Annotated in this window: 27 protein-coding genes; 17 read left to right on the top strand and 10 right to left on the bottom strand. The window is 67.1% G+C overall.

The features are described from left to right. Positions 1-140: 140 nt before the first annotated feature. Both SZN_RS05725 and SZN_RS05720 read right to left on the bottom strand, forming a co-directional pair. Entirely contained in the window at positions 141-1760 is a 1620-nt protein-coding gene (locus SZN_RS05725; RefSeq protein ID WP_078508463.1) for an SPFH domain-containing protein, read from the bottom strand. Between the two features lie 148 nt (positions 1761-1908). Next, positions 1909-2418, bottom strand: coding sequence for an NfeD family protein (locus SZN_RS05720; RefSeq protein ID WP_007492260.1), 510 nt, complete (start codon positions 2416-2418; stop codon positions 1909-1911). Between the two features lie 542 nt (positions 2419-2960). Here SZN_RS05720 and SZN_RS05715 point away from each other — a divergent pair. Continuing rightward, the gene (locus SZN_RS05715; RefSeq protein WP_007492259.1) at positions 2961-4022 is read left to right on the top strand and encodes a PucR family transcriptional regulator; all 1062 of its coding nucleotides are present in this window, start codon (positions 2961-2963) and stop codon (positions 4020-4022) included. Between the two features lie 43 nt (positions 4023-4065). Here SZN_RS05715 and SZN_RS05710 read toward each other — a convergent pair whose 3' ends face one another. Further along, positions 4066-5097: a DUF1152 domain-containing protein gene (locus SZN_RS05710; RefSeq protein ID WP_007492258.1), complete on the bottom strand. Its 1032-nt coding sequence runs from the start codon at positions 5095-5097 to the stop codon at positions 4066-4068. Between the two features lie 136 nt (positions 5098-5233). Here SZN_RS05710 and SZN_RS05705 point away from each other — a divergent pair, with 136 nt between their 5' ends. The 4 genes from SZN_RS05705 (at position 5234) to SZN_RS40840 (ending at position 8624) form a co-directional block, all read left to right on the top strand. Then, on the top strand, positions 5234-5974 hold the full coding sequence (locus tag SZN_RS05705; RefSeq protein WP_007492257.1) for a GntR family transcriptional regulator: 741 nt from the start codon (positions 5234-5236) through the stop codon (positions 5972-5974). A gap of 274 nt (positions 5975-6248) precedes the next feature. Continuing rightward, positions 6249-6686, top strand: a complete 438-nt coding sequence (locus SZN_RS05700; RefSeq protein ID WP_043728521.1) for an ATP-binding protein — start codon at positions 6249-6251, stop codon at positions 6684-6686. 559 nt (positions 6687-7245) lie between these two features. Further along, positions 7246-8040: a TIGR04255 family protein gene (locus SZN_RS38270; protein ID WP_078508460.1), complete on the top strand. Its 795-nt coding sequence runs from the start codon at positions 7246-7248 to the stop codon at positions 8038-8040. Positions 8041-8141: 101 nt separating this feature from the next. After that, positions 8142-8624, top strand: coding sequence for a hypothetical protein (locus SZN_RS40840; protein ID WP_139063528.1), 483 nt, complete (start codon positions 8142-8144; stop codon positions 8622-8624). An 830-nt stretch (positions 8625-9454) separates the two neighbouring features. Here SZN_RS40840 and SZN_RS05695 read toward each other — a convergent pair. The 4 genes from SZN_RS05695 to SZN_RS05680 all read right to left on the bottom strand — a co-directional run bounded on the left by SZN_RS05695 (position 9455) and on the right by SZN_RS05680 (position 11633). Continuing rightward, the gene (locus SZN_RS05695) at positions 9455-10297 is read right to left on the bottom strand and encodes a hypothetical protein (RefSeq protein WP_244313299.1); all 843 of its coding nucleotides are present in this window, start codon (positions 10295-10297) and stop codon (positions 9455-9457) included. 76 nt (positions 10298-10373) lie between these two features. Continuing rightward, complete coding sequence (locus SZN_RS05690) at positions 10374-10757, bottom strand: hypothetical protein (protein WP_043728518.1); 384 nt, start codon at positions 10755-10757, stop codon at positions 10374-10376. Next, the gene (locus SZN_RS05685) at positions 10751-11179 is read right to left on the bottom strand and encodes an ATP-binding protein (protein ID WP_007492251.1); all 429 of its coding nucleotides are present in this window, start codon (positions 11177-11179) and stop codon (positions 10751-10753) included. Before SZN_RS05685 ends, SZN_RS05690 begins: the two co-directional genes overlap by 7 nt. Before the next feature lie 46 nt (positions 11180-11225). Continuing rightward, positions 11226-11633: an NUDIX hydrolase gene (locus tag SZN_RS05680; protein WP_007492249.1), complete on the bottom strand. Its 408-nt coding sequence runs from the start codon at positions 11631-11633 to the stop codon at positions 11226-11228. Between the two features lie 107 nt (positions 11634-11740). Between SZN_RS05680 and SZN_RS05675 the strand changes: the two genes are divergently transcribed. From SZN_RS05675 to SZN_RS05620, 11 genes are all read left to right on the top strand, one after another. Beyond that, positions 11741-12526 carry a GntR family transcriptional regulator gene (locus tag SZN_RS05675; protein ID WP_043728512.1) on the top strand — a complete coding sequence of 262 codons (786 nt, stop codon included), beginning with the start codon at positions 11741-11743 and terminating at the stop codon, positions 12524-12526. Positions 12527-12694: 168 nt separating this feature from the next. Continuing rightward, on the top strand, positions 12695-13051 hold the full coding sequence (locus SZN_RS05670) for an SCO3933 family regulatory protein (protein WP_007492247.1): 357 nt from the start codon (positions 12695-12697) through the stop codon (positions 13049-13051). Further along, on the top strand, positions 13051-14433 hold the full coding sequence (locus tag SZN_RS05665) for an FtsK/SpoIIIE domain-containing protein (RefSeq protein ID WP_007492246.1): 1383 nt from the start codon (positions 13051-13053) through the stop codon (positions 14431-14433). Before SZN_RS05670 ends, SZN_RS05665 begins: the two co-directional genes overlap by 1 nt. An 81-nt stretch (positions 14434-14514) precedes the next feature. Further along, the gene (locus SZN_RS05660; RefSeq protein WP_007492245.1) at positions 14515-15153 is read left to right on the top strand and encodes a DUF2637 domain-containing protein; all 639 of its coding nucleotides are present in this window, start codon (positions 14515-14517) and stop codon (positions 15151-15153) included. A 3-nt stretch (positions 15154-15156) separates the two neighbouring features. Continuing rightward, entirely contained in the window at positions 15157-15339 is a 183-nt protein-coding gene (locus SZN_RS05655; RefSeq protein WP_007492244.1) for a hypothetical protein, read from the top strand. Between the two features lie 2 nt (positions 15340-15341). Then, a complete protein-coding gene (locus SZN_RS05650; RefSeq protein ID WP_007492243.1) occupies positions 15342-15533 on the top strand; it encodes a mobile element transfer protein in 192 nt (63 codons plus the stop codon). Positions 15534-15549: 16 nt separating this feature from the next. After that, on the top strand, positions 15550-15744 hold the full coding sequence (locus SZN_RS05645; protein WP_007492242.1) for a hypothetical protein: 195 nt from the start codon (positions 15550-15552) through the stop codon (positions 15742-15744). Positions 15745-15769: 25 nt separating this feature from the next. Beyond that, entirely contained in the window at positions 15770-16012 is a 243-nt protein-coding gene (locus SZN_RS05640; protein ID WP_007492241.1) for a hypothetical protein, read from the top strand. A gap of 152 nt (positions 16013-16164) precedes the next feature. Continuing rightward, entirely contained in the window at positions 16165-17469 is a 1305-nt protein-coding gene (locus SZN_RS37590) for a replication initiator (protein ID WP_078508459.1), read from the top strand. After that, positions 17466-17678 carry an excisionase family DNA-binding protein gene (locus tag SZN_RS05625; protein ID WP_007492237.1) on the top strand — a complete coding sequence of 71 codons (213 nt, stop codon included), beginning with the start codon at positions 17466-17468 and terminating at the stop codon, positions 17676-17678. Before SZN_RS37590 ends, SZN_RS05625 begins: the two co-directional genes overlap by 4 nt. After that, the gene (locus SZN_RS05620) at positions 17678-18871 is read left to right on the top strand and encodes a tyrosine-type recombinase/integrase (protein ID WP_007492236.1); all 1194 of its coding nucleotides are present in this window, start codon (positions 17678-17680) and stop codon (positions 18869-18871) included. Before SZN_RS05625 ends, SZN_RS05620 begins: the two co-directional genes overlap by 1 nt. A gap of 338 nt (positions 18872-19209) precedes the next feature. On the opposite strand, the gene SZN_RS42335 is transcribed toward SZN_RS05620, so the two are convergent. Then, entirely contained in the window at positions 19210-20514 is a 1305-nt protein-coding gene (locus SZN_RS42335) for a HEAT repeat domain-containing protein (protein WP_007492235.1), read from the bottom strand. A 549-nt stretch (positions 20515-21063) separates the two neighbouring features. Here SZN_RS42335 and SZN_RS42330 point away from each other — a divergent pair. Continuing rightward, entirely contained in the window at positions 21064-24324 is a 3261-nt protein-coding gene (locus SZN_RS42330) for a restriction endonuclease (RefSeq protein ID WP_139063527.1), read from the top strand. Between the two features lie 296 nt (positions 24325-24620). Here the strand turns inward: SZN_RS42330 and SZN_RS05600 are convergent, their stop codons facing one another. Further along, positions 24621-25202, bottom strand: coding sequence for an HD domain-containing protein (locus tag SZN_RS05600; RefSeq protein ID WP_007492232.1), 582 nt, complete (start codon positions 25200-25202; stop codon positions 24621-24623). Positions 25203-25215: 13 nt separating this feature from the next. Further along, positions 25216-26343 (bottom strand): helix-turn-helix domain-containing protein, encoded by a 1128-nt coding sequence (locus tag SZN_RS05595; protein ID WP_007492231.1) that lies wholly within the window; start codon positions 26341-26343, stop codon positions 25216-25218. Positions 26344-26383: the final 40 nt, after the last annotated feature.

Genomic DNA, 26383 nt, shown 5'->3' with positions numbered 1-26383 from the left:
CGCGGCCGGGCGGGCCGTACGGCGTGCGACCCGGGCGGGCCGTACGCCGTGCGCGGCCGGGGCGGGGGAGCGGGCCGGACCCGCCGGGCCGTCCGGAACTCCGCTCCCCCGCCTCGCCCTCCGCCCAGCCGGTCAGCCGGTCAGCCGGTGATCTCGACCTTTCCGTTGTCCCTTCCGCTGTCCCCTCCGTGGTCCTGTCCGTTCCCCTTGCTGTTCCCCTTCGTGTTGGCCCTGGCGTGCGCGCCCGCGTGCGTGTCGGTGTGCGCGGGCGCCGGCTCGGGGCTCGGGCCCCCGGACCGGCCGGTGATGCCCTTCAGCAGCTCGGCGAGGTCGACACCCGTGGTGGAGCCGAGGAGTTCGATGCCCTGGGCCACGTTGTCGGCCACGGCACGCGGGAGCCGGCCCGCGCCGTCCGTGGAGATCACGGTCATCTTGTCCACGGCGCTGAGCGGCTCGGACGCCTTGGCGACGACCTGCGGCAGCACCTCGACGAGCATCTGGAGCACGGCCGCGTCCCCGTACCGCGCGAACGCGTCCGCCTTCTTGCGCATCGCCTCGGCCTCGGCCGCACCCGTGGCCGCGGTCGACGCCGCCTCGGCCTCGCCCTCCAGCCGTACCGCCTCCGCGATCGCCGCACGCCGGGCCCGCTCGGCCTCACCCTGCCTGAGCCCCTCGATGGCCCCGGCCTCCGCCAGCGCGCTACGGCGCTGCTTCTCGCCCTCACCCGTGAGCCGGGCCCGCTCCGCCTCCGCCTGGGCCGCGGCGATACCGGCCGTCCGCTCGGCCTCGGCCTGCTTGACCCGGGCCACCGCCTTGGCCTCGGCCTCCTGCTCGGCGGCGTACCGCTGGGCGTCGGCGGGCTTGCGCACCTGCGTGTCCAACTGCCGGTCGGTCAGGGTCGCCTGACGTGCCGCCACCTTCTCGTGCTCGGCGAGGATCTCCTGCTGCCGGGCCGCCTCGGCGAGCGGTCCGGCCGCGGCGGCACGGGCCGCGGCCTCATCGGTCTCGGCCTTGATCTCGGCCTGCTTGAGGTAGTAGGTCCGCTGGGCGACGGCGATCTCCTCCTCCGCCTTCAGCCGGGCCTGCTCGGCGGCCCGCCGCGCGACCGCCTCGGCGATGTCCGCCTCCTGCTTGGCCCGCGCGGCCTCCGGCCGTCCGAGGTCCTCCAGGTACGAGCCCTCGGTGGTGATGTCCTGGATCTGGAAGGCGTCCAGGACCAGGCCCTGCCCGGACAGGCTCGCCTCCGCCTCCTCGGCGACCTGCCCCGCGAACGCGGCGCGGTCGCGGATGACGTCCTCCACCGACATACGTCCGACGATCGCCCGCAGGGCGCCGGACAGCACCTCCTGGGTGAACCCGACGATCCCGTCCTGCTGCATCAGGAACCGCTGCGCCGCGGCCCTGATCGAGTCCTCGGTGCCGCCGACCTTGACGATCGCGACGCCGTCGAGGTTGGCCTTCACCCCGCGCAGGGTGACCGCGCCGCGCACCGCGACCGGAATGTGCCGGGACGACAGGTCGAGCGTGAACTTCTGCTGCACGAACGGCACGACGAAGACCCCGCCGCCGACCACGACCTTCTGGCCGCTGTTGTCGGTGAAGACCCGCCCGGTCTCCGGGTCGGTGGACTTCTTGCCGCGCCGGCCGGTGACGATGAACGCCTGGCTCGGCCCGGCGACCTTGTAGCGCGTGATGACGACGAGCGCCAGCAGCACGAGGAGTACGACGACCCCCACCACTGCGAAAACGACAGGACTCATGACCATGCCCCCGAATCAAGCGTGAGAAGACGAACGGAAGAGGTGGTGGCGGGTGGTGGATGGTGGACGAAGGAGGACGGAGGACGCAGCACGAAGGACGCGGCACGAAGGAAGAAGGCGGCGGCGACGGAGGGGGCGGCGATGCGGCTCAGCGGTCCACAGGCCGGACCACGACCGACGTGGCGGTCGGCGCCGACTCCACCCACACCTCCGTACCGCGTGCCACCGGTTGGGCGCACCGGGCCGCGAACTTCATCGGCTGGCCCGCGAGTTGGAGCAGCACCTCACCGAAGCCGTCGGCGGGGATGGGCGTCACCACGCTGCCCACGGTGCCGATGAGACCGTCGGCGCGGGGCGTCGCGGCCGTCTGGTCCCGCATCAGCGCACGGCCGAAGCGGTACGTCAGCCAGGCCGTCCCCAGCCCGGCGAGCGCACCGGCGCCGGTGGCCGCCACCGGCCCCATGCCGGTCGCGCCCAGGGCGATGGCCCCGCCGAAGCCGGTCATCGCCACGAACCCGGCGACGACCGGCAACGACAGCAGTCCGTCCAGGACACCGTCCAGGACACCGTGCAGAGCCCCCTCCAGGACTCCGTCGAAGACCAGCGCCAGGGCGAGCAGTACCACCCCCGTGATGCCGAGTCCGAGGAACCAGGCCATGTGTACCGTCCCCCGCTCGCTCCGCCGCCGGTCTCCGCCGTGCCCCGATCCTCACACGGGACCGCGGGGGCTTTCACTGCCGTGATCCGGCAATCTTTACGCTCGGTTTATGCCGGGGCCTCGACAGCGGGGCCGCCGGGAGCGGCCACCGGGGCCGGGGGGCGACCCGCGGCGCACCCCTCCGCCACAGGACCGAACTTCCGGCCTCCGGCAACCGGACACAGCGGACCCACAGCCGTACGCGGCCGGCGAGGGCGGCACCGGACACGGGGCCGTACCGGACACAGGCCGTACCGAACAGCAGGCCGTACCGAACGCGAGGGAACCCGTCGGCCCCGGCGCGAGCGCCCGCCACCGACCACGACGCCACGCCGCCCCGGCACCCCGGCACCCCGGCACCCCGGCACCGCACCCTGGGACACTGGACCCGGAAGACCACACACCGCGCACCACACGCCACGCACCACACACCGGAGACCACACACCGGAGACCGGACACCGGGCCGCCCCGGCGTGCCGGAAGCAGGGAGGGGGAGGCCCAGGTGGCCGCAGAGCACCACCACACACCCGGCCGGTTCCTCGACGGGTACGCCGAGATCCTGGCGGACGCCGCCGCCACCGGCCGCCGCCTCACACGCGACGAACTCGACTCCCGCCGCGCGCTGGGCGCCAAGGCGGCGGCAGCGGGCCACGGATGGCGCGCACTGGTGGGCGAGCACCTCGCCACCGCCCGCGCGGCCTGGCCGAGCACGGCGAGCCCCGACGACGTCCTGCCCCTCGTCGAACAGGCCATGGACGCCTTCGCCGACGGATACGAGCGCGCCCAGCGACTCGTCATCCGCCAAGAGGAGGCGGCCCGACGGGAGTTCATCGACGACCTGCTCCACGGCCGGGGCGACGCCGGCCATCTCGCCGCCCGCGCCGAGCGGTTCGGCCTGCGCCTGTCCCGCCTGCACGCCGTGGCGGTCGCGGAGGGGCCGGTCAAGTACGACGAGACGGACCCGGTGCCGCGCCGCGTCGAGGACGCGCTGTTCGGCCGGTTCGAGAACCGCCGGATACTGTTCACCACCAAGAACGGCCGGATGGTCTGCATCGCGCCGGGCGACCAGGAGGACGTCCTCACCCACTTCGCCAAGCAGGCCCACGCCGGCACCGACGGCGGCCAGGTCGCGATCGGCCGGCCCAGGAACGGCGCCGTGGGGATCGGCCACAGCTACGAGGAGGCCCTCAACGCCCTCGACGTGGCCCAGCGCATGGGTTTCGGCGACCCCGTGCTGCACGCCGCCGACCTGCTCGTCTTCCCCGTACTCGCGCGCGACCGCCAGGCGCTCCTGGACCTCGTACGCAGCACCCTCAGCCCGCTGGAACAGGCCCGCGGCGGGGCCCGCCCCCTCCTCGACACCCTGAACGCCTACTTCGACTCGGGCTGCGTGGCCGCCGAAACGGCCCGCCGGCTGACCCTGAGCGTCCGTGCCCTCACCTACCGCCTGGACCGCATCCACACCCTGACCGGCGTGAACCCCGCCGACCCCACCCAGCGCTACACCCTCCAGACGGCGACGATAGGCGCCCGCCTCCTCAACTGGCCGACGAGACCGCTCTGATCACTCAACCGATCAGGCAAGTTACGCCGTCATTCGTCATTCATCATGAAACCTGCCATAACGGCGCCGCGTACTGCTCGGGGCGATGGCCAATGAGCAGGCTGCGTAGCTGTTCGCGCGGTGAACCTCCAAAGTCAAGGGCTTCAGTGAGGCGGCGGAACGTCGTGTGCGTGACTCCGCGGCTTCGGGCCTCGCTCTCGAAGGCGTCGAGCCGCGACAGCACGGTACCGGGGTCGAGCTCCTTCGCCGGCTGCTCCTTGCGCCATGCGGCCTTGTTGCGTTCGTAGTCGATTTCCGAGGAGCCGCAGACTTCGCGGCTGTGTGCCTCAGCCTCCTCCAGGGTGGTGGTCGACAGGATGGCGCCTGCCAACTCGTTGCGGTCCAGGGCCTCGTCCAAGTCGACTTCATGGACCGTCCGGGCGTCGTCCGTGAGCGGGATGAGGAGTCCGGCGTCCCGTACTTCGCAGATGCCCCGCACTCCCCGTGCAGTCGCGGCGAGCATGCCGGTCGCCTCGGACGGATGCCATTCCAGGACCGAGCCGACCGGCTCCGTGTCCTCCACCGTGAAGGCGTGGACGAGAGGCCCGAGCAGGCTGCGTACGCTCTCGACGGGGAGTTCGCCGTCCAGACCGGGGCCGGCGACCAAGAGGCGGACGGACGCGTTCACCTGGCAGCACGCGGCCAGCGTCAGCGCATCGGCCAGTGGGCTCTTCAGTGTCGGTTCGTCGCCTCGCGCGAGGATGTCACCGCCCACGTCCAGGAGATCGATCGACTTCGGTTCCAAGTGGCTCACCAGCTCTTCGAGTTGGCGAGTCATGCCCTCGGCGCCGTGTTGCGGATCGATCAGCGCGAAGGTGTGAGGGAGCTCTGCCGCAAGCCGTGGGAGGGTGGATCCGGCTGGAGCGATCGGGCGCGCTGATGCCGGCACGGACCAGACCGACTGAGTGACGGGTTCGAGTCCCGTGAAGTCGGAGGGGTTTCGAGGACCTGGGACGGGGTCGACCAACAGGCGGTCCCACGCGTACGTGAGGATCACCGCCCGGTCCTCGTCGCCGTACAAGGCCGCGTTGAGCATTGCGGCGGCGACCGCGTCCCCTCCTCCACCTGCTGCGACGATCAACCGCGTCATGTGCCCAAGAATACGGGTTCGGCCCCCTGCCCCCTCCTATAGTGGCTAGAGGCCATAGCCACTTGAATGAGGAGGGGCATACATGCCTCAGATCGAAGAGGCGCAGCCGAAGTATCTCCAGATCGCTCACTTCATCCGCGATCAGATCCTTCGGGGCGACTTGAGACCGGGGGACGAGGTCCCCTCGGAGCGACAACTGGCGGCGAACTGGAAGGTGTCCAGGCCGACCGCCGCGCGGTCGCTGGCAGCGCTGAGCCATCAGGGGCTCGTCGAGAAGCTTCAGGGGTCCGGCACCTATGTGCGGAGCCTTGAAGTCAACCGGCGGGCAAGGGAGTTGTACGGGCGGGCCCGGCAGACCGGAAAGATCTACACCCCCGGTGAGTACGCGGCGATCACCTCGACTGGTTGGCTGGATGCGCCGGATCACGTCGTTGAGGCGCTGGGCCTGGTGAAGGATCGTCGAGCAGTGCACCGCCGGCGGGTGACCAACAACCAGGACGGGCCCATCAATCTGTCCACTTCCTGGTTCGCGCCGGACGTCGGGGAGCGGGCTCCCAAGCTGCTGGAGCCGGAGCGGATCCAGGAAGGCACCCTGATGTATGTCGAGAACGTGACCGGCCGACAGGGGAGTTACGCCGAAGATCGCATGTGCGCTCGCCAGGCGACAGGGGAGGAGGCGACTGACCTCCAACTGGAGCCTGGATCAGCTGTCTTGCTAGTCCATCACGTGGTGTTCGACCTCCAGGACCGACCGTTGGAGTTCGCCGAAGCCACCTACCCGCCGCACCGCTGGGCATTCGAGCAGGGCTATCCGCTCACCTGATGGTTCGTCATTTCGGTGCACCGCTTGCGCCGCACGAGTGGCTAATGCCACTATCCAGTAAGTGGCTAAGGCCACTTAAAGGCAGGGGTACATCGTGACGGGGCAGCAGCCGAAACAGGACGCGTACTTACCTTTCCGAGCGTGCCGCGGGAGGGCTGGAAGGCGAGCCGGCTCACACACCACGCTCGCGCTGCCCATCGTCAACGACCGTACCCGTGCCGCGTCGAGACGGCGCTGCCTGAACTGGGACGGCAGCATCAAGGAGTGAGTACGGATGCGATACACGATCGACCGCTGCCCATCTGAGGGCTCGCCGCGCCTCGGGGCTATGACCATGGACCCCTTACCTGAGTCGGTGGGGATCGCGCGACGCCGGTTCCGGAAGCTCGTCGCCCCGTACGACCTCGCCTGCTCGGTGGATGACTGCGTGCTGATGATCTCGGAGCTGGTGACCAACGCCATCGTCTATGGCCGGTCGGAAGAACCGTGGGTCGTCCGGGTTGCGTGGTTCCGCGAGGGCACCTCCCTCCGGGTCGAGGTGCACAACCCGGGGTTTCCCGCGAACGTGAGGATGCGGCGACCGGAGGCGGCTGACGCGCATGGGCGCGGACTGCTCCTCGTGGACTCCATCGCCGAGTCCTGGCACGCCGGGCCCAGCCGGTTCGGCGGAACGGTCGTTTCCTTCGTGATGGCCGATGCGTGGGCCACCTGACAGGTGATCCGCCAAGCGACCCCTGATCACCACGGCCAACAAAAAGGCCCAGGTCACCGACCTGGGCCTTGATCATGGAGCGGGTGACGAGAATCGAACTCGCACTCTCAGCTTGGGAAGCTCGGGTCACACAGCAGTGGTTACTGCGCTGACCTGGTGCGGAGCAGTCTCGGACCGTGGCTGACCCTGGCGTTAGTTCCCTGGTGCGCCCCGCTATTCCCTGCACGACCTGGCACGCGTCTGGCACGGTTCCCGAGAGCCGCCGGCAGAGCTGCACCGCTTTGAGCTTCCAGCGCCTACCCATCAGCCACGGAGAACGGTGTACTGCGTTGATGAGCACATGCCAGTGTTGGATGTTGCGTGATTGTGAGCCAACCGCTAGCTGAGGCACATGGTTCGTCAGTAGGGTCGCGGCACGGTCAGCTCCTGGACTAGTCCACTGCATACCTGTACAAACTGTGACACAGTGGTCATCGTCAAGGCTTCGCAGTAACGGACTGAGTACAACTGCTGTTAGTTGCGTAGTTGATGTGGGTAACCTGGAGAAGGGGGTGTCGCTATGGCGAAAAAACTGAGCTTCGATCGGCCGCCTGTGCATTCGGTGGTCCTCAGCGTCTTTCTGCAGCCACTGTCAAAGCTTCGAACACTTGATCTGGCTCCGCTGCGCGTGGAGTGGCGCCATCAGTACCCCGAACTGCAAGAGCTAACTCCGCTTCCGTCCTGGGGCCCACAAGAGCCAGAGTCTGTTCAATTCGTCCAATCTGGACTCTCTTGGCCCATGCCCATGTGTGTCTTCGTCACGGAAAGTGGCGATCAAAGAATTCGTTTTCAGTACGACCGATTTATTTTTTCTTGGCACTTCCATTCTGATGGTGCTGAATATCCGGGATTTGAGGCACTCAAGGCTGAGTTGAGTGAAAAATTCGAGCGCTTCAGTAAGCTCTCCCATGAAGCGGTAGGGGAGATTCCCGAAGTTAAGCGCGTGTCGGTAGAATATGTTAATAATCTCCTCGGTATGACGGCTCATGAAGCCATGGCGGGTGTCCTGACGGGATGGAAGGCTGAATGCGCCTTCCCATTCGCCAAGCCTGACTACTCTGGTTTTCGCGTGCATTATTGCGAGTATGAAGAAAACCCTAGTATCGGTGTCCTGGTAGGGGTGGATTCGGCGGTCGGAGAAGGGGTCGAGGACGAGATCCCTGACAGTTCAAATCTGAGTCTCAGTGCAGAATCTGACATTGACTCTGATTCGGACTTCTGGGGTGCGTTGGATGATGCGCATGACGTGGTGACTAGCGTCTTTAAAAGGGTGACTAGTCAGCGAATGCGTCAAGAGTGGGGGGAAATGGAATGACTGCTTGGAGTTTGTACGCCGCTGGTCCTAGCGGCTGCAATTCGTCCCTTGGTTTAGCGAGAGATTTCTCGCGTGCCACCAGGCGGGGAGAGCCAGCTGGAATGTGGCTGATCCGCAAGGTTGCACCTCGCTTGGCCGGAGAGGGTAGCGTTTCGCATCTTCAGCCGCTCGGCGCATCGACGAAGCTGGAGCTGCAGATGTACATCAGCTCGAAGCTCCGTGAACTTCGTTCCCTTGAGACTGGCTGGGATGGTGGTCATGCTGAGCCCATCGCTCAAAGCGTCACCCACCAGACTTATCGGGTTCTGGATCACCTCACCGAAAGCCGAAGCGTTTACCCTTTTCTGACGCCGACGGCTGAGGGTGGGGTTCTAGCGGAATGGCGCGCTGGAAAAGAGCGTCTGGAGATCGAGTTCTCTCCTGGGGAGCCGCCGTACGTTTACGCTGCCAATATTGACGGCGAGTCGCGGGTCGACGGCTACTTGAGCGATAGGGGAATCGCCTTGGAAGCCAAGCGAGCCCTCAAGGAGATCTCGCTCAGGGTTTGGGCCAGTAATCCCACGTGGAAGAGACTGTTTGTCTGACTCGGCCTGATGGGGAGGGGAGTCTTGGCCTTGGAAGATTCATCCGCGTGGGATGATCCAGATATCCTGGACAGTGAAATACTGTATCGGCGCGTTCCGGATGTGCCTGATTTCCTTGTCCCTGATCTCATTAGCGAAGTGAAGACGCCCAGTCGCGCCGCCTTTCAGTTCGATCCTGACGGTATATCTGTTTACCGTAAGACTCTGTTGGATGAGGAAAATCTTGGTCCTGAGTCGGTAACCAAAAAGCCGGGACAAATGGTGTTCGCCTTCAATGCCTCAGTGCCTCGCGCATGCGGCGTCGGAGTCGTCTTTGATCCAGTGGACGACCCCCCTGCTGGATTTGCGCACTCACTCGTTAGAGGTGAAAAGCCTCGGCCTGACAGAGCGAAGAGGGCAGAGGTTGGTGACGCTCTTGCTGAGGCGTCAGAGCGCGTGTACTAAAACAATGAGGTCGGTGGAGCGGCTTTGGGGTGGCGCTGCTTTGGCGCGAGTGATCATGGCCCCGTAAGCTTCCGGCGCGTCGGGCAGTCTGTGGACCTGCCCGGTAAAGCACGACGTTGGGGCCATGATCTTCGAGGCTCGCGCCAAAGTGGCTCCGTAAAGCCGTGGAGCCGACCGCCCCAGCCACGACATACCCCTTCTCTGGCATCAGGCTGCTGCATGCTTTGAGCGCGGCCCGGGCGCTGGCCGGGCTGGAGCGGGACGAAGGCAGGAGCGCAGGGCCGGCCGGGGGCCGGGCCGCGCGCGGGGAGCGGAGCGAGCCGCCTTGAACCAGTAGAGAAAGTTGTAACTCACCTGGTTGGCAAGGTCGTGATCACTGGGACGCGTCAGAACGGTGGCGGTTCGCTGTAGCCCTCGTTCGTGTCAATGGGCCGCGAGCCGTTGTCCGTTGGTGTGTCGCTGTCACAGAACAGGAAGGGGTTCTGCTGGCCTTCCAAGCCCGTGGAGTCTTCGCCCCATGTGTCGAGGGCGTCGATGGCCCGCTCTCTGTGTTGCCACTGTTCGCTGGTTCCCAGGATCTGTCGGATCCCGGGTACGAGTGCTGCGCGGTGGTGCAGCAGGCGAGGATCGTCCAGGAGGCGAATGCATGCCGTGATCGCCGCCTCGGCTGTGGGCCGGTCGGTGTCGTCGACGTATGCCACGGCTGCTGAGTACAGCTGCGGTCGAATCCTTCGGATGCTTACGGCCGGCGGGTAGTCGTCGAGGGGGAATCCGTGCCGTCGGCTGAGGACGTCGGCCTCGTCTGTGACTGCGTCGGCCACTGATGCGATCCAGAGGAGCAGTTCAGCACGCATGCAGCCGGGGAACGAGTTGTGGCCCTTGTCCACGGTGCGGGTGGTTCGTGGATTCGGGAGGATCGCGGCAACGTACAGTGCCGCGGGCGCTGTCGCCTCGTAGAGGGTGTTTTGGTGGTGCAGGGTGTAGTGCAGGTAGTCGAGTGCTTTGGTCCTCACGGTCTGGTCCTGGGCGAGGAGTTCGGCCAGTCTCTTGGGTGCTTCAGCGGCAGACCCGTATGCGTGATCGAGAGTTGCCCAGTGCGTTGCCGTCAGTAGGGCCCTGTACGTCTCTTCCTCGTTCAGAGTGGCGATTGCCCTGGGCAGGTCTGCACCGACGCTGTGCTCGGTGGCATCGGTGCCGTTCAAAGGGTGATGGTTGCTGTCGGTGCTCACGGGGCTGAGCATGCCTGATTCCTGGCCCAGCGGGGATATCAGGTGCGAGTTGAGCATCGAGGTCAGGTGTTGAGCGTCAAGCGGACCTGTGGGGCTTGAAGTCGTGTGTGCATGTGGGGAGTTCTGCACCCTGTCGGTGTGCCAGTGGCAGGAAGGTCACGGGGCTTACGGTCCAGGTAATGAGTGTGCGGGTGTGCGTGACGGACACCGTCCAGGGCACGCGGCGTATGAGGGCTCTGCGGGTGTTGACGCGGTGGTCGTAGAGCCGTTCCCATGCCTCCTCGGAGGTATCCGTGTCGAGTGCCGGTGAGATGGTGCGCAGGATTTCGGAGACCCAGTTGTTCGCCTCGACCTCGGTGCGCGCGTCGTAAGAGCCGAAGAGCGTCGGAGGCTGGCCGTCGTCCAGGTGTCGGGTCCAGCATTCGCACCAGAAGCCTGGAGCAGTCGTCGTGGTCAGCACGGGTGCCCTCCTCGTCGTACGTCCGTGAAGAGCTCCGCGGTGACCGTGTGGCCGCCGTCGCTGTCATGGACCACGACCCGGTGCGCAATCGCGCTGACCATGCCCAACCCTCGGCCGTGCTCCGCCTCCTGGTCCCGGTGCTCGACCTTCGGAGCCGTGCCGGCGCCTCCGCCGTCCGTCACCGACAGAGCGACCACCTGCGAAGACATGGCCAACGCCAGATGGAAGCTGCCGGCCTCTCGGCCGCTCGCGGTGTGGAGGATCGCGTTGGCGCTCAGCTCGCTCACGATCAGTTCGGCGTCCTCGGCCAGGGGTGAGTCGCGCAGGATGTCGCGTGTCCAGCGGCGGGCGCGGCTGACCTCCTCGGGAAAACCTGGGCAAGTGAGTCCCCAGACCCGCGCAGTGCTCGTATACTCGTGCATACAAGTTCCTTCGTGCTGGTAGGCCGCCATGTGCAGCGGGTTCGGGCTAGATGAGTTTGACGCCGTCGTGGGCGCGGATGGCCGGCGGGGATGCCGCGTCGAGTGCATCGGTGACTCGGATCGCGTACGCCTCGTCGGCGAGTTCGGTGACTTCCTCGCGGGTGGCCCAGCGCAGCGCGCGGGTCTCGTCCCCGGTGGTGGGTGTGCCGTCGGCGGCCTGGCAGCGGAAGACGAGCGAGACGATGAGGCCCGTCATGTTCTTGTAGACGCCGGTGAGGGTCGCCGGAAGGGCGATCTTGATGCCGGTTTCTTCGAGGACTTCGCGTTGCAGCGCCTCGGGGATGGTCTCCTCGCGTTCGAGGACTCCGCCCGGAGGCTCCCACTTGCCGTTGTCGCGGCGCTTGATCAGGAGGGCGCGGCCGTGGTCGTCGACGATGACTCCGGCGACGCTCACGGAGTGCGGACGGTCAGTGCTCACGTTCCTCGGCCCTCTCGGATGGCTAGGCTCTCCACCGTAGCAACAACACTCGCCCACTCGTCTAGATACCTAAAGGAGTACACGTGACGTCACTTCCGAGCGTGCTCGGTGATCTCGACCCCACGAGCGATCGTGCGGTCTTCCGGCAGATCGCCGACCAGCTGCGCGAGGCCATCGACCGTGGGCGGTTCAAGGAGGGGGAGAAGCTCCCCTCCGAAGCCGAACTCGTCGAGCACTACGGCGTTTCCCGGATGACCGTCCGCAACTCCTTCTCCGTCCTCACGGGCGAGGGCCTGGTGCACGCCGAGCACGGCAAGGGCGTCTTCGTGCGGCCCCGGCCTCCCGTCCGGCGTCTCGCCTCCGACCGCTTCGCCCGCCGTCACCGCGAGCAGGGCAAGTCCGCGTTTATCGTGGAGGCGGACGCGGCTGGCAGTCACCCCCAGGTCGACAGTCTGGAGGTCAAGGAGGAGAAGGCCAGCCAGGACATCTCCACCCGGCTCGGTTCCGTACGGCGTGTGCTCGCCCGCCGGCGCCGGTATCTCCTCGACGGCAAGCCGGTCGAGTTCGCCACCTCCTACCTCCCCCTCGACATCGCCCGCGGGACACCGATCGCCGAACCCAACCCGGGCCCCGGCGGCATCTACGCCCGCCTCGAAGAACTCGGCCACCACCTCGACCACTTCGAGGAGGAGATCCGCGCCCGGATGCCCTCGCCCACCGAGGTGAAGACGCTTCGGCTGGCCTCCGGTGTGCCGGTGATCCACCTCGTCCGCACCGCGTACGACACCGAAGGGCGGGCTGTGGAGGTCTGTGACACGGTCATGGCGGCGGACGCGTACGTGCTGTCGTACCAGCTCCCGGCGACCTGATCGCATGGCTGGCGGTGGTGCGCGGGGGACGCTTCCCGAACTCGTACACCCCAACCTGCATACTCGTATAGACGAGTGGGCAAGTTGTGTGGCAGGGTGGTCCGCACGAACCCGGAGGCCGGGTTCTCGGATCGCTGCATGTATAGACGAGTAGATAGGGAAACTTCCTTGCGTACCATCCGTGTTGAGACCACCGCCGCGACGATCCTCCTCACTGAGGCTCCGGAGCCGAAGGTTCGCGACCGTCAGACCGGCGAGATCGCCAAGGACGCCGTCAGCGGCGAGGCGCTGATGACGCTCGGCGTCGTCTACATCGAGGACGGCGAGTCGTCGCTCATCAAGGTCACCGTTCCGGAGGGCGGGGTGTCCGAAGGGCTCGCGCTCGGAGCTCCGGTGTCGCTCCCGGGGCTCGTCGCCCGGCCGTGGGAGAGCGTGTTCAACGGGCAGCAGCGTCACGGCATCGCCTTCCGGGCCGCCGCCGTGACTCCGGCCGCGTTCCCGGTCGGCGCCGAGGTCGCCGCCTGATGACCGACCTGACGACGCTCCTGGAGGTGGGCGGTCCCCTCGCCGCGATCGGTGGCGGGGCCGCCTACACCCGGGCCAAGCACCCGGCCGCGTACTGGTCCACGATCGGCCTGCCCGTGTCCACCACCCGTCTGCTCAGCTCATACGGTTCGGTCATGGATGCCTGCGGCCTCACCGTCGCTCCGTCCCGGCTGCGCATCCTCGCAGTCAAGGCCACCACTCGCCGTGAAGTCCGTGCCGTGCCGCCCCGCCGGGGCATCATCCGGCCCACCACGACCGGCCTGCGGATACGGCTGCGGCTGGCCCCGGGCCAGGAACCCGCCGACGTCGCAGCCTCCGCCGAACGGCTGCGGCACGCCTGGGGAGTTCACGCCGTCTACGTCACCACCGTCAAGCCCGGTGTCGTCGAACTCCGGCTCGTCGGCTACGACGTACTGCGCCAGGTGCGCATGCCACGCACCCGCAAGCTCCCGTCCGGGCTCCTCAAGGTGCCGGTGGCCTTGCGGGAGGACGCCACATCGTTCGTACGGGACTACCGCGCCGTTCCGCACCAACTCACCCTCGGCGCAACGCTGTCGGGCAAGTCCATGTACCTGCGCCACCTGGTCGCCGGACTCGCCCGACAGCCGGTCGCGCTGGTCGGCATCGACTGCAAGCGCGGCGTGGAACTGTCCCCGTTCGCTGTCCGCCTCTCGGCCCTGGCCACCGACCCCGACCAGGCAGCCGACCTGCTGCCCGCGCTCATCGACGAAATGGAGGAACGCTACGACCTGATCAAGTCCCGGCAGGGCATCGCCCCCAACACCCCCGACGAGGAGATCACTTCAGACATCTGGGGCCTGCCCGAGAGCGAACGCCCGGTCCCGATCGTGCTGTTCGTCGACGAGGTGGCCGAACTCTTCCTCGTCGCAACCCGCAAGGACGAGGAACGACGGGACGAGATGGTCACCCAGCTCATCCGTCTCGCCCAGCTCGGCCGTGCGGCTGGCATCTACCTGGAGGTCTGCGGCCAGCGTTTCGGCGCCGAACTCGGCAAGGGCGCCACCATGCTCCGTGCCCAGCTGACCGGCCGCGTCTGCCACCGCGTCAACGACGAAGCCTCCGCCAAGATGGCCTTGGGTGACATCGCCCCCGAAGCTGTCGGCGCCGCCTGCGCAATCGCCCCCGAGCGCCCCGGCCTGGCCGTAGCGGGTGACACCTCCGGCGGCTGGTCCCGCATCCGCACGCCCTATCTGTCCCTCGGCGACGCTGCCGAGATCTGCCGCGAGTCAGCGCACCTGGTGCCAGACCTGCCCGCGCTCAAGCGCTTCCGGCCGTACGCACCCGCGCAACCGGTCAAGGCCCCGGGCCTCAACGTCCAGCCGCGTCCGGCAACCAACTGACCTTCTCCCACCCCGGTTTGGCGTGACCGCCTCGCGCCACGTCCCTACCCCTCCATGCCCGAACCCGGAAGGAGCCGCATCATGCGCGCCCAACTGGCCCGCGTCGACGCGGTACTCGTCCAAGCCCTCATCGCCGCCGCCCTCTCCTTCGCCCATCTGCACGACATCGCCTCGGCAGCCGGACAGGCCGGGTGGAAAGCGTGGGCCTACCCCATCAGCGTCGATCTCCTGCTCGTCGCCGCCTGGCGCCGACTGCGGACCGGCGACGCGAAAGCCTCCGGCTGGTGCTGGTTCGTCATCGCCCTGACCGCGTCCCTCGGCGCGAACGTCGCCACCGCCGGCTTGCTCGACCTCGGCGACGTCCCCGCTTGGCTGCGCATCCTTGTCGCGGGCTGGCCCGCCGTCGCCTTCCTCGGCGGAACCCTCCTCGCCCACACCACAACACCCGCAGCAACCAACGACATTGAGACCGCCGACGTCCAGGAGGACGCGCCCGAACCCCCGCCTGAGACGCCCGCGCAAGCGGTCATCGAGGCACCACCCAACCGCCCCGCCGTGTCCGTCCCGGCCGCCCTGATCGAGCACGCCCGCAAGGTTGCTGCCGAGCACCACACCCGCACTGGCACACCGATCGACACCCCGACCCTCCGCGCCCGCCTCGGCGTCCCCGCGCCCATGGCCGAAGCCATCGCCGCCCACCTCACACCGACAGGAAGTTGAACCGTGCCCCTCACCTTCAACACCGCCGCCGACTACCTCGACGCGGCCCGCGAGATGGCCCGCAGCAACCGGTGGGCACTGGCCCGCCTCCTCGCCGAGGAAGCTGCCGACCGGACCTCGGACCCTGCCGAAGCTGCCCGCATCCTTGCCGAGTTCCCCGCCCCGAACCCGCGAGCGGAGGACTGACGATGACCGCCAACCGCCGCTTCCGCAACGTCATTCGCATCGGCCCCGTCCAGGTCGCCACGTCCTACGACGACCGGGGCAGCGAGAAGCACACCGCCGCCTGCACCGCTCCGCGATGCAACACGTCCGCCGACTACGACAGCCGCGCCGCCGCCGAGTTGGCCGCGCACACCCATCGCTGCCCCGTCCGCTGAAAGGGACCCCTGCACCGTGACCGTCAGCCTGCCGCTCGTCTTCGTCCTCGGCTTCTTCGCCTGGGGAGCGGTCAAGTTCCTCGGCATCCGCACCTGGATCGTCGTACTGATCGCCCTGTTCGGCTTCTGGCTCTCGCACACCTTCCTCGCCCCCGCCATCGAGTCCGGCACGCGCTCCGGAGTGGGTGTCGTAAACGGCTCACATAACTAGACGAGTAGATAAGAGAGGGTTCGCCGTGTTTCTGCCCAAGTACCCCGACAACCCGACCCCGCCGCCCGCACACACCCACACCCCGAACGACCCGATGCCCGCACGGCGCTCGCTCCCGCCGGTCGCCATCAACCGCAACACGGTCGTCGCCCTGGTCGTCGGCGGAGTCGTCCTCACCGCGCTCCTGGCCGCCGTCGCCGTCACGGCCATCTCCGTAGCCATCGCCGCCGTGGTCCTGCGCTCGATGCTCCGCGACCACCGCCGCTGAACGACTCCCGCAACGTCCCCTGACCTCCGGGGCGGCGGCACACGACCAAGCATTACGCCGCCCCGGGGCCCCTCTCTCCTGACCGAGCCAGCCAGAAGGAGCAAGCCATCTTCACCCGCCCCACCCCGGCCCCACTCCCCGAACTAGCGAACCTGGCCGCGCAAGGCACCCTCCCGGGTATCCTCCGCCAACTCTCCAGCCTCGGCGGTTGCACCAACCCCATCCGCCTCGACGGCCACCGAACCGAATACGACGTCGACACCACGTCCGGCGAGATCGGCGCCGTCCTCCACCACCTCGACTCCCCGACGCTCCCGGCCGGCCAACTCCTCGTCCGCTGCAACAACCGCCGCACCACCCGCTGCGCAGCCTGCTCCGAGGTCTACCGCCGCGACACCTTCCACCTGATCACCTCCGGCCTACGCGGCGGCAAAGGCACCCCCGAACACGTCGCCACCCACCCCCGCGTCTTCGCCACCTTCACCGCCCCCGGCTTCGGCCCCGTCCACAACCGCCGCACCGACGGCCGCCCCTGCCGCTGCGGCACCCACCACGACCAGGACGACGACACCCTCGGCACCCCACTCAACCCGGACACCTACGACTACGAAGCCGCCGTCCTCTGGAACGCCCATGCCGGTCCCCTCTGGCGCCGCTTCTCCACCTACCTCCGCCGAGAGGTAGCCAAGCGCGCAGGCCTCTCCCAACGCCGGTTCCGCGACCACGCGCGCGTGTCCTTCGCCAAGGTCGCCGAGTACCAGAAGCGCGGAGCCGTCCACTTCCACGCTGTCATCCGCATCGACGGCCCCACCGGAGGCGACACCCCACCCCCGCCCTGGGCCACTGCCGAACTGCTCACCGACGCCATCCGCACCGCGACCGCCAAGGTCCGCGTCGACGGCCCGACCATCGACGGCCGCACCCACACCTTCACCTTCGGCCGCCAACTCGACGTCCGCACCATCCGATCCGCCGACTTCAATGACGGCCAGGAACTCACCGAACGAGCCGTAGCCGCCTACATCGCCAAGTACGCCACCAAGGGCACCGAAGCCGCGACCGTCGGCGCTCTCGACCGCCCCCTCAAGTTCGCCGCCGAACTCGCCCAACTCGACATCAGCGACCACGCCCGCCGCCTCATCCGCACCGCCTGGACCCTCGGCGCCCGCAAGAGCCTGGAACACCTCCGCCTGCGCGCCTGGGCCCACATGCTCGGCTTCCGCGGCCACTTCTCCACCAAGTCCCGCCGCTACTCCACCACCCTCGGCGCCCTCCGCGACGCCCGAGCGGAATGGCGCCGCGCACAACACAGCACCATCCCAACACCTGACCAGCCCAACACCACGTACGTCCTGGCCCATTGGGTCTTCGCCGGAACCGGCCTCTCCGACACCGAAGCCTGGCTGTCCGCATCCCTCGAACCCGCCCCCGGCACGGAAGGAGAGCCCACCGCATGACCGACCGCTACCTGTCCGTCGACCAGGTCGCCGAGCTGCTCGGCACCACCGCCCGCTTCCCCCGGCGGCTGATCGAGGAACGGCGCATCCGGTACGTGAAGGTCGGCCGGCATGTCCGCATCCCTGAGAGCGCGGTCGTGGAGTTCATCCAGTCCCGTACCGTCGAGCCGCTGAGGCGTCCTCGCTCGCGTTGGGGGAGGGCTGCCTGATGGCCAACGGCAAGGGCAGGCGGCGCCGCTTCGGCGCGATCAGACGGCTTCCGTCCGGCCGCTACCAGGCCCGCTATCCGGGGCCCGATGGCGTGATGCGACCGGCACCCGAAACCTTCGAGACCATCGCGGACGCTGACGACTGGCTCGCCGAGAAACAGACCGAGATCCGGCGCGGCGATTGGCGCGACCCGGAGGCAGGGTCGGTCAACTTCAAGGTCTACGCGGAGAAGTGGGTGGAGGAGCGGGAACTCTCCGTCCTCAGCGAGGACCTGTACCACTACCTCCTGAACGACCACATCCTTCCCACCTTCGGTGAGTCGGACCTCGACGAGATCACCGCGCCCCTCATCCGCGAGTGGCGCGCCGAACGCCTCCGTACGACCAAGGCGAAGACCACGACGGCCAAGGCGTACCGCCTCCTGAAAAGCATCATGGAGACGGCCGTGGACGACGACCTGATCAAGCGCAACCCGTGCCGGATCAAGGGCGCAGGAAAGGAGAAGGCGGCCGAACGCCGTATCGCCACCGTCGCCCAGGTCGACGCCCTCGCCGACCAACTCGGCCCGCGCTGGCGTCTCATGGTCTACCTCGGCGCGTACGGCCCTCTTCGCCCCGAGGAACTCGCCGGGCTCCGCCGCCGGGATGTCGACGTCGACGCGTTGAAGATCACGATCCGTGTTGCCGAACCAGAGCGCACCAATGGCCGCCGGGCCCCCGGCGACACGAAGTCCGAAGCCGGTACCCGGACCGTCCACCTGCCCGAGTTCCTGCGCCATGAGCTGCGTCTCCACATGGAGCTGTATCCGGGCAAGGGGCCCAACGGCTTGGTCTTTCTTGGGGAGAAGGGTGCAGCCTTCCGCCGCAGCAGCTTCGGTCGTAAGTGGCGCAAGGCCCGTCTCGTCGTCGGCGTCCCCGAAGGCTTCCGCTTCTACGACCTCCGCCACACCGGACACACACTCTCGACCCGCTCGGGCGCCACCCTCAAGGACACGATGGTCCGCGCCGGCCAGTCCTCCGAGAAAGCCGCGCTGATCTACCAGCACTCCGACGACGACCGACAGCAGGAAGTTGCAGCCGGTCTCGACGCGACCGTACGTAAAGCACGCCAGGAAGCTGCTGCCGTGCCAGAAGCACAGCTCACCGCCCCCGACGATCAAGCATCTGGCACGAATCTGGCACGCGGCGACTGATCGTCGAGGACAGCAAAAAGGCCCGGGTCAGGTGACCTGGGCCTTTGTCATGGAGCGGGTGACGAGAATCGAACTCGCACTCTCAGCTTGGGAAGCGACGGCGCTTGGACGGCCGCATGGCAGCTGACCTGGGTTTATGTGTTCTAGGGTGCTGCCCATGAGCGCGGGTTCGTACCGTTGCCGACCGTGGTTTACCGGTCTTAAGGGCACGCTATGGGCACGCCGTCGCCTCCGAGATATGGATAGCCCTTCGGGGTGATCGGCGAGCGGCCGAGCACAGGGAGTGAGTACCGGCCGGAGGGGCGCCGTTGCGGGAGCACATCGAGGGCAGCCGCGACTCAGATGCGGTAGGCGCCCGCCGGTACGCCGTGGGCGACGCCGTACGGAGTCAGGGCGATGACACCGGTGCCGCGTGACGGTGTGTCGGCAGTGACGTCGAGAGGGCTCGCGGCGCCGAGTGAGCGAGCGATGTCCGGGGCGAGGTCGTGAGCGGTCCACCGCCACTCGTCCTCGTCGTCTTCGCTCTCCTGCGCGGCGTCCCAATCGGGCTTCAGACCCAGTTCCGTACGGCGTGTTCGTTCGTACGGCAAGGGCTCGCCAAGGGTCAGCGACTCGTCCTCCGCCTCGCCGGTTTCGCCGTAACGCCGGATCACCGTGCCGTGCTCGGCGACGAGCCAGGTGGAGCCGTCGCCCTGGCCACCGTAGTAGTACGCCTGGGCCCGGCCGTAGCGGGCACTGAGTTCGGTGCACAGGCGCAGCACGTCCTCACGGCGCTCCTGGCCGTGCGGGTCGCACCACGCGCCGAGGATGAGGGTCCAGCCATCGAGTTCGGGAGTGACGAAGACCCGCTCGTAGCCGGTGTATTCGTCCGTGTCGCAGCCGTGGCCGTCGGCGTCGACGATGTCGTTGCCGAGCGCGAAGGTCACGGGTCGTGGGCCGGTCAGCCCGAGGACGCGCATGATCCCGGCCTGGTCCCCGCCTGGGACGGCCATCCAGTGGTTCCAGCAGGCCCACAGCGGTTCGGGCCGATCGTCCGGGAGTTTGATGCGGATGAGTCGCTCGATCGCGGCGGCGTCGGCGGGCGACAGAGCCGGTTCGCCACCGAGTTCGGCGAGTACGGTCAACGCCCGTGCCCGCTGCCGGCCAGGTCCCCGTTCCCGGACGTGCCGGAGTAGCGGGATCACGAGCTCGCCGGTGCCGATCAGGGTGTCCTGGGCCTGCTGGGCGACCTCCTGGTCCGGGTCGCCGAGCAGCGGCCGCAGGACGGCGGCGGACCGGCCTGCCTCCCCGCAGTGCTCGATCCCACGGACGGCTTGACGGCGTATGAGCGGCACGGGGTGGGCGAGGGCCGCGGTGTAACGGTCGAGAACGGCCACGCCGAGCTGGGAGAACGCGAAGCCGACGCGCTCGCGGGACTCTTCGGTGGACGCGGAGACGAGCCCCTGGAGCAGACCGTCGAACCCCGCATCCCCGATCCGTCCGAGTACGGCGGTGATCGGCCGCCAGTCCACCAGGGACCCCGTGTCCATCACCTCCCGCACCAACTCCTCCACCCCTCCGGCGCCGAGCGTGACCAACGCGTCTGCTGCTGTCTCGCGCCGGTCTGGCCTGCCGAGGTCCCGTATCAGGTCGGCGTTCACCACGTGCCTCTCCAGCAGAGTCGACCAGACTTCCGAGCGTCATGATTCCGCAAGGGTCTGACATCGACTGAACGGTCCCGCCATTCGTACGCCCCCGGGCAGGCTGTTCGTCCGATAAGGGCCTGGCCGACCAGTTCACTGCCGTGCGGGGCCGACAGCAGACCACCCTCCTGGATGATCGCGACGGTTCGATTGGGCCGTTGGAAGGGGCCCTTTGCAGACTCATACGGTGAAGATGAGCAGCCGTGAGGAAGTGTAGGTAATTCGGATACCGCCGAGCATCTGGATAGTCTCTAGGTTTGCAGATCCCGTCACGAGATACATAAAAATCACAAATCTAAGCAATCCGAGTTTCTTGCGGAAGCTCTTGCCCGGGCGGCATCACGTCACGGGACTTCCGGGTGATCAAATTGATGCTTCGGCCAGAATTAGGAAGGTGAGTTAGCGATCAGCCCTGACGTGTCATGTGTCGTGCGTCATGGGAAGTCACTACGGAGGGTTATTTCTTTGGTCTGGAGGAATTTATGCACGATTGCGATGTAATATCGAAGCGTGATCGACATTGCCTCGCAACGAGCTGTATCCGTCAGTGGAGAAGACCCCTGGGAGCCGTGGACCGCGGATCCCAATCTCAGTACTTCGCCCGAGCCTGGCACCTCAGGCAACGTCCCACCGGGTGAGGACCTCGATCTGCACCTCGGCTGGGACCGTTTCGAGAAACTCGTACTGGCGCTGTCACGCGGCGTGCTCGGTCTGAGAGGCGTGAAGTTTCGCCGCTACGGTACGCAGGGGCAGGCGCAGTACGGCATTGACCTCGCCGGCCGTGAGCCGGATGGCAACTACATCGTTGTCCAGTGCAAGGACTATCAGTCATTCACCGCCGGCGATCTGCGAGCAGCCGTGGAGACCTTCACACGTGGTCGACGGCCCTTCGACGCGCGCCATCTGATCATTGCCACCTCGGCTACCACACAGCCCACTCAGGTTGCTGATGAACTTGCAAGACTCCAGGACGCAAACTCCGACCTGGAGTTGGACCTGTGGGGATCCGAGCAGATCAACGAGTACCTGCGCGTCCAAGGCGATGTGGTCGCCCGATTCTGGACCCGCGAGACGGCGACGACATTCTGTACAGGAGCTCCCCCACAAGGAGTTCCCGTACCACTGCCCGATCGGCAGGAGCAGGCGGAGCGAATCCTTGTCGGCCCGCTGCAGACCAACGACGTGGCCCCGATTCTGCGACGGGCGGACGCCCACCTAGCGACCGCGCCGAAGGAGTCAGCCCGGCTGTACGGCGAACTGGCCGAACGGCTCGACGACGCCGGTTTCCGCGGTCATGCGGTCACCATGCGAGGCAAGCAACTCGACGCACTGGTGGACGCCCAACTCGTCGATGAAGCAATCGATTTGGCTGCGCATCTCGCGGTCGTAGCACTGCACTTCGGGGATCGCGACGAACCCCGGAGACTGTTGCACCGTATTGAACAACTGACCGCCAGCGAGAAGGCGTCCGGGCGGACGCAGACAGCACTCGCACAACGACATCTCCAATTGGTCGATTCCGCAGTCAAGAGCGTGCTCCATCCACTTGGTCATTTCGTCGCGCTGCGCACCGCGCTTGAGGCACCTGCCGCGGAAGAGCCGGTTTACCAGCCGTTGTTAGTGCTGCTGTTCGTTGAATCTCTGCTGGCGTTGGACCCGGACCAAGTCCAAAACCTGGACGGTCTCATCACCGCAGCCGCCACCCGAGCGGATACGGAGCTGATTAGACGGATCACCGAGGACGCTGTCGTCCGGTTGCGTTTGGTGCGCGCCGAGTACGACCTCGCCGAGCGCACGGAGCTCAAGAGGCTGGCGCGGCATCACAGGGTGCCCGGCCGACAGGCAGCTTTGATCAACGCACGTGAAGCCAGGCTCTGCGCCCTTGAGGGCCGAGCGGAGGAGGCAGTCGAGACCTGGCGCGATGCGGTCTACGACGCCATCCATGCCGGGATGAATGAGGATGCCGCGGACTGGCTCTACGCGATCCGGGCAGTGAATGCCCAATACGGTCCTGTGACCTCGCTCATCGATGATGAGCATCGGCTCGCGCAGGCGCTCCGCGCAACCGGTACGGGACGTCTGCTCGACCGTGTGCGCTCATTCCGGGAACAGGCTCTGTCGGCCAAGGTGAACGGCAAATCTGTCGAGGCGGTCTTGTCCGCCCGACGCTGGCTTACCGACGCGGTGACCACCGGAGACTGGGGCAGCGAGTTCGAGGCACTGGATTTTCTGGGGGACTTGTATCGAGAAAGTCACGAATCATCTCTTGCCGCCCAGTACTACCAACGCGCGGGCAGCACGAAGAAGCTCAAGGAACTCGCCGCTGCCGTCGGCGACCTTACGTTGCCACTCGGTCCCCTCTCCGATGCTCCCTGGTGGGTACTCCGTTCCCGCACCACGATCGTTGAGGCTCAGGCGGACCTGATCGCCGACGAGACGGCTCGTGATCTGCTCGGTGAATTGACTGATCTGGCTCAACGGGCCAGAGCCGGCGAAGTGGCGGATTCCCCCTTCCGTAACCTGACGCACCAGGTCACTCGCAGTGTCTGCGCGCTCGCGGCTCGGGGGACACCGGAACAAGCTCTCGCCGTTCTCGATCTTCTGGCCCCTGATGTCCCACGGGGACCCAACAAGTACCACCACTCGGACGACTGTCATGCTTCCGCCTGTGTTGCCATCGCCGGAACCCATGGGGCCATCGCGATGAAAGCTCTGACCAGACTCTTCGATCTGGCAGACGGAGGGGCACAGAAGGCGCTCGAACTCGTCGTGGATGACAAGGTGATCAGCCTCCTGCGAGCGGGGCAAGCGGAAACAGAACCCCGGGCAGGCTCCGTTGTCCCGGGCGGGCTGGTTGAGGACGACCTCATCCGGCTCCGGGCGAGAGCCGGCCGCCTCGACGACAACGGCCTCTACTTGGCCGATGTCGCACGGGCTGTGATCGACCCCGACCACGCAGCGGTGCGCGAACGCGCGGAGCAGGCGCGAGCCCGCATTCTTCGACACCGCGAACCGACACCTGGCATCGCGGAGTTCGGAACCAGATTGGTCTCCGATTCCTACCTGGTCGGCAAGCTCGGCGAGGAGAGTCGCGTGGAATGCCTCGACAAGCTCATGAGCATCGCGAACGACGTGCGTGAAGTTGCCACCAGCAGGCGGGACGCGCTCATCGGCGTCCGCAATCTGGTGGTCGACCTACCCGTCCACATCCAGCAACAGGTGTTCGATGCAGCGAAGAGCTTTGCGGTCGGCGACCAGGACGGCAGTCATCTGGACGATGAGCTGACCGGCACACCTCACCCGCTCAGCTCCTTCAAGATCTCTGGAGGTTCGGCGTCTCTGCGAGGAGAAGCTCTGCTCCTGGCAGCCGCGTCGGCCACAACCCCTGAAGAACAGGCATGGGTTCGAGGACAAGCCATCGGTCTGCTCTCCAGTGCGGACACCTCCCACCTTCATGCTGCGGCAGTCGTGCTCAGCCGGCTCGCGGAAGGCGTCACCGCCGACCTTGACGCCGACTTTCTGGCGGCACATCCCCATATAAATGTGCGCCAAGCCTGCGCCGTTCTGTGCCTACGGCATCCCGATCGCTATCTGGATACCGCCGTGCGCCTGGCCAAGGACAGTGAGCACAGAGTCCGTCAGACACTGGCCGAAGCAGCCGCTCAGACTGACCTCAAGCGATCCGAAACGGCGAGCGCCGTACTGGAACTCCTCGCCCGCGACCCACGCCACAGTGTGCGTGTGGCGGCCGACATCCGGTCCCGTGAGTGAAAGGGGCAACCGGAAGATTTCAAGTCCAGTGAGACGGTCGTGATGCTATGAGGTTTGTGGTGCGGGTTCCCTGCGCTTGGCCGGGTCGTTGATCCACGCCTGCTGGGGTATCCGGGGTGGGCGGGGGCGGCGGCCGAAGCCACCCGAGATACCCGGCCAGGCATGGATCAACAATCCGGCAAAACGCAGGGAACCCGAACCACAAGTTTCATAGCCCCACGAACGTCTCATTTGACTTGACAACTACCGACCCGGTCAGGGCATCGAGGGCTGAGTGCCGGATCCGTCGGACGAGGTCAGCTCTGTGTCTCCCCGAGGGCTGTGCGCAGCCAGTCCAGAGACTCGGTCGCAAGGACCGCGTCGGCGAGCTGGTTGGCGGACTTCGTGGTGAGTCGGCGGCGGCTGTTGTCGATCCAGCGCTGCGCGTTCTCGTAGCCCTGGGCCTTGTACTCGATGCCCTGGATCATGCATTCCAGCTTGTCGGCGTCCCGGGCGCAGAGGGCCTCCGGGGACTCTTTCGCCTCGTATTCCGCGACCAGCTCGCGTACCGCGGTGGCGAGGACCTCGGGCATGCCCGCGACCTGGTCCTCGGTGACCGCTCGTGGGTCTGCCTGCGGGGCGTACTTCCTGCCCAGGTAGTTCACGTCCCCGGTACGGGTTTCCTGCGAGTCGTGCCATACCGCGAGGAACGCGGCCTGTGCGGGGTCGGCGCCTTCCAGTTTCGCGATGATCGTCGCGAGGAGAGCGGTGCGCCATGAGTGCTCCGCCACCGACTCGGGGTCGCGTACTCCGGCCATCCACCAGCCGGTGCGCTTGGTCTGCTTCAGCGTGCCCGCCTCGTACAGGAAGCGCGCCACCGCGTACAGGTCTTCAGCCACCGTCGGACTCCTCTCACGCCTCGGCGAGGCGGATCGCGTACCGGATGCTCTCCAGCTCCCGGCGCCCGCGCGCCGACAGCTCCCGGCTATCCAACATCACGGGCAGCCTGTCGCGCAGGGCGTGTCCTGCTGCTCCGGATCGCAGCAGGTTGGGCCGAACCTGGAGCAGAGACCAGATGGAGTGGATATTGAGGTCGACGTAGCCGTGATGCGGTGCGAGGCCGTGCGCGAGATGGGCGAGGAGTTTGTCGCCGGGCCACGGGCCAGGGTTGCGGACGGCGATGAAGTCGTCGCTCAGTTCCAAGTGGGCCGTCTCGCCGATCCAGTAGGCCCAGTAGTTCAGGTTCGCGGCCTCGCCGGCGTCGTCGTCGATGAGGGCGGCGTCGATGAAGTGGCTCATACGGTCCCGGTCCCCTTGCCGGGCCGAGACCGCGGCAACAGACCGGGAGTTGAGCCAGCCCGTAAGCCAGCCGCCAGGGCGTTCTGTCGCCTGCTGGTGAGCGAGCCATGCGGAGGTGTCGTCCTGGTCGTCGTACCCGGAGAGGTAGAGGGCCTGGCGGCGGAGCAGGAACTGGTCTTCGCCCCGGGCCTGTTCCGCGGTGCGCCGCATCTGTGTGAAGAACCGCGCGCGGTCTGCGACCGACAGCTCCGGCCCGGCCGGCGCGGGGCCTCGGCGCTTGCGTGGCGGGGCGGGCAGGTCGCGGACGGGCTGGGGCGGCACGTGGTTGAGGGGCCATGCGAGGACCTCGACGAGGTCGCGCTGCATCACCCAGGCCCCGAGCGGGCTTGCCGCGACGTCGGCCTGGTCGTCGAGTGCGCTCGCGAGGAGGACGTCTGCCTCGAGGGCACGGTCGAGGGCTTGCAGGAGCGCGGGGGCGGTGCCCATGTGCATGAGCCGATGACGGTGTACGAGCATCTGCCCGACGGGTACAGCGGTCAGCGGGCGGCGGCCCGATTCCCAGCCCGCGATCGTGTCCGAGGACACGCGCAGCTGCTCGGCTGTGTCCTCCTGGGTGCGTCCCTGCTGCTCTCGGATGACCCGGAATACGTAGCCGGAGATGACGCCCGTGCGCGGGCGCCCGCCTGATCCCTGACTGCCGGTCAGGGTTTGTCGCGAACTCGACTGCATGAACAGCCCCATTCCCGTGTGTCAGCAGCAAACCACCTGTACTTGCGGTCAC

Source organism: Streptomyces zinciresistens K42 (assembly GCF_000225525.1).
GTDB lineage: Bacteria > Actinomycetota > Actinomycetes > Streptomycetales > Streptomycetaceae > Streptomyces > Streptomyces zinciresistens.
The sequence above is the reverse complement of the archived record's forward strand: the minus strand, read 5'-3'. Positions and strand labels throughout refer to the sequence as shown.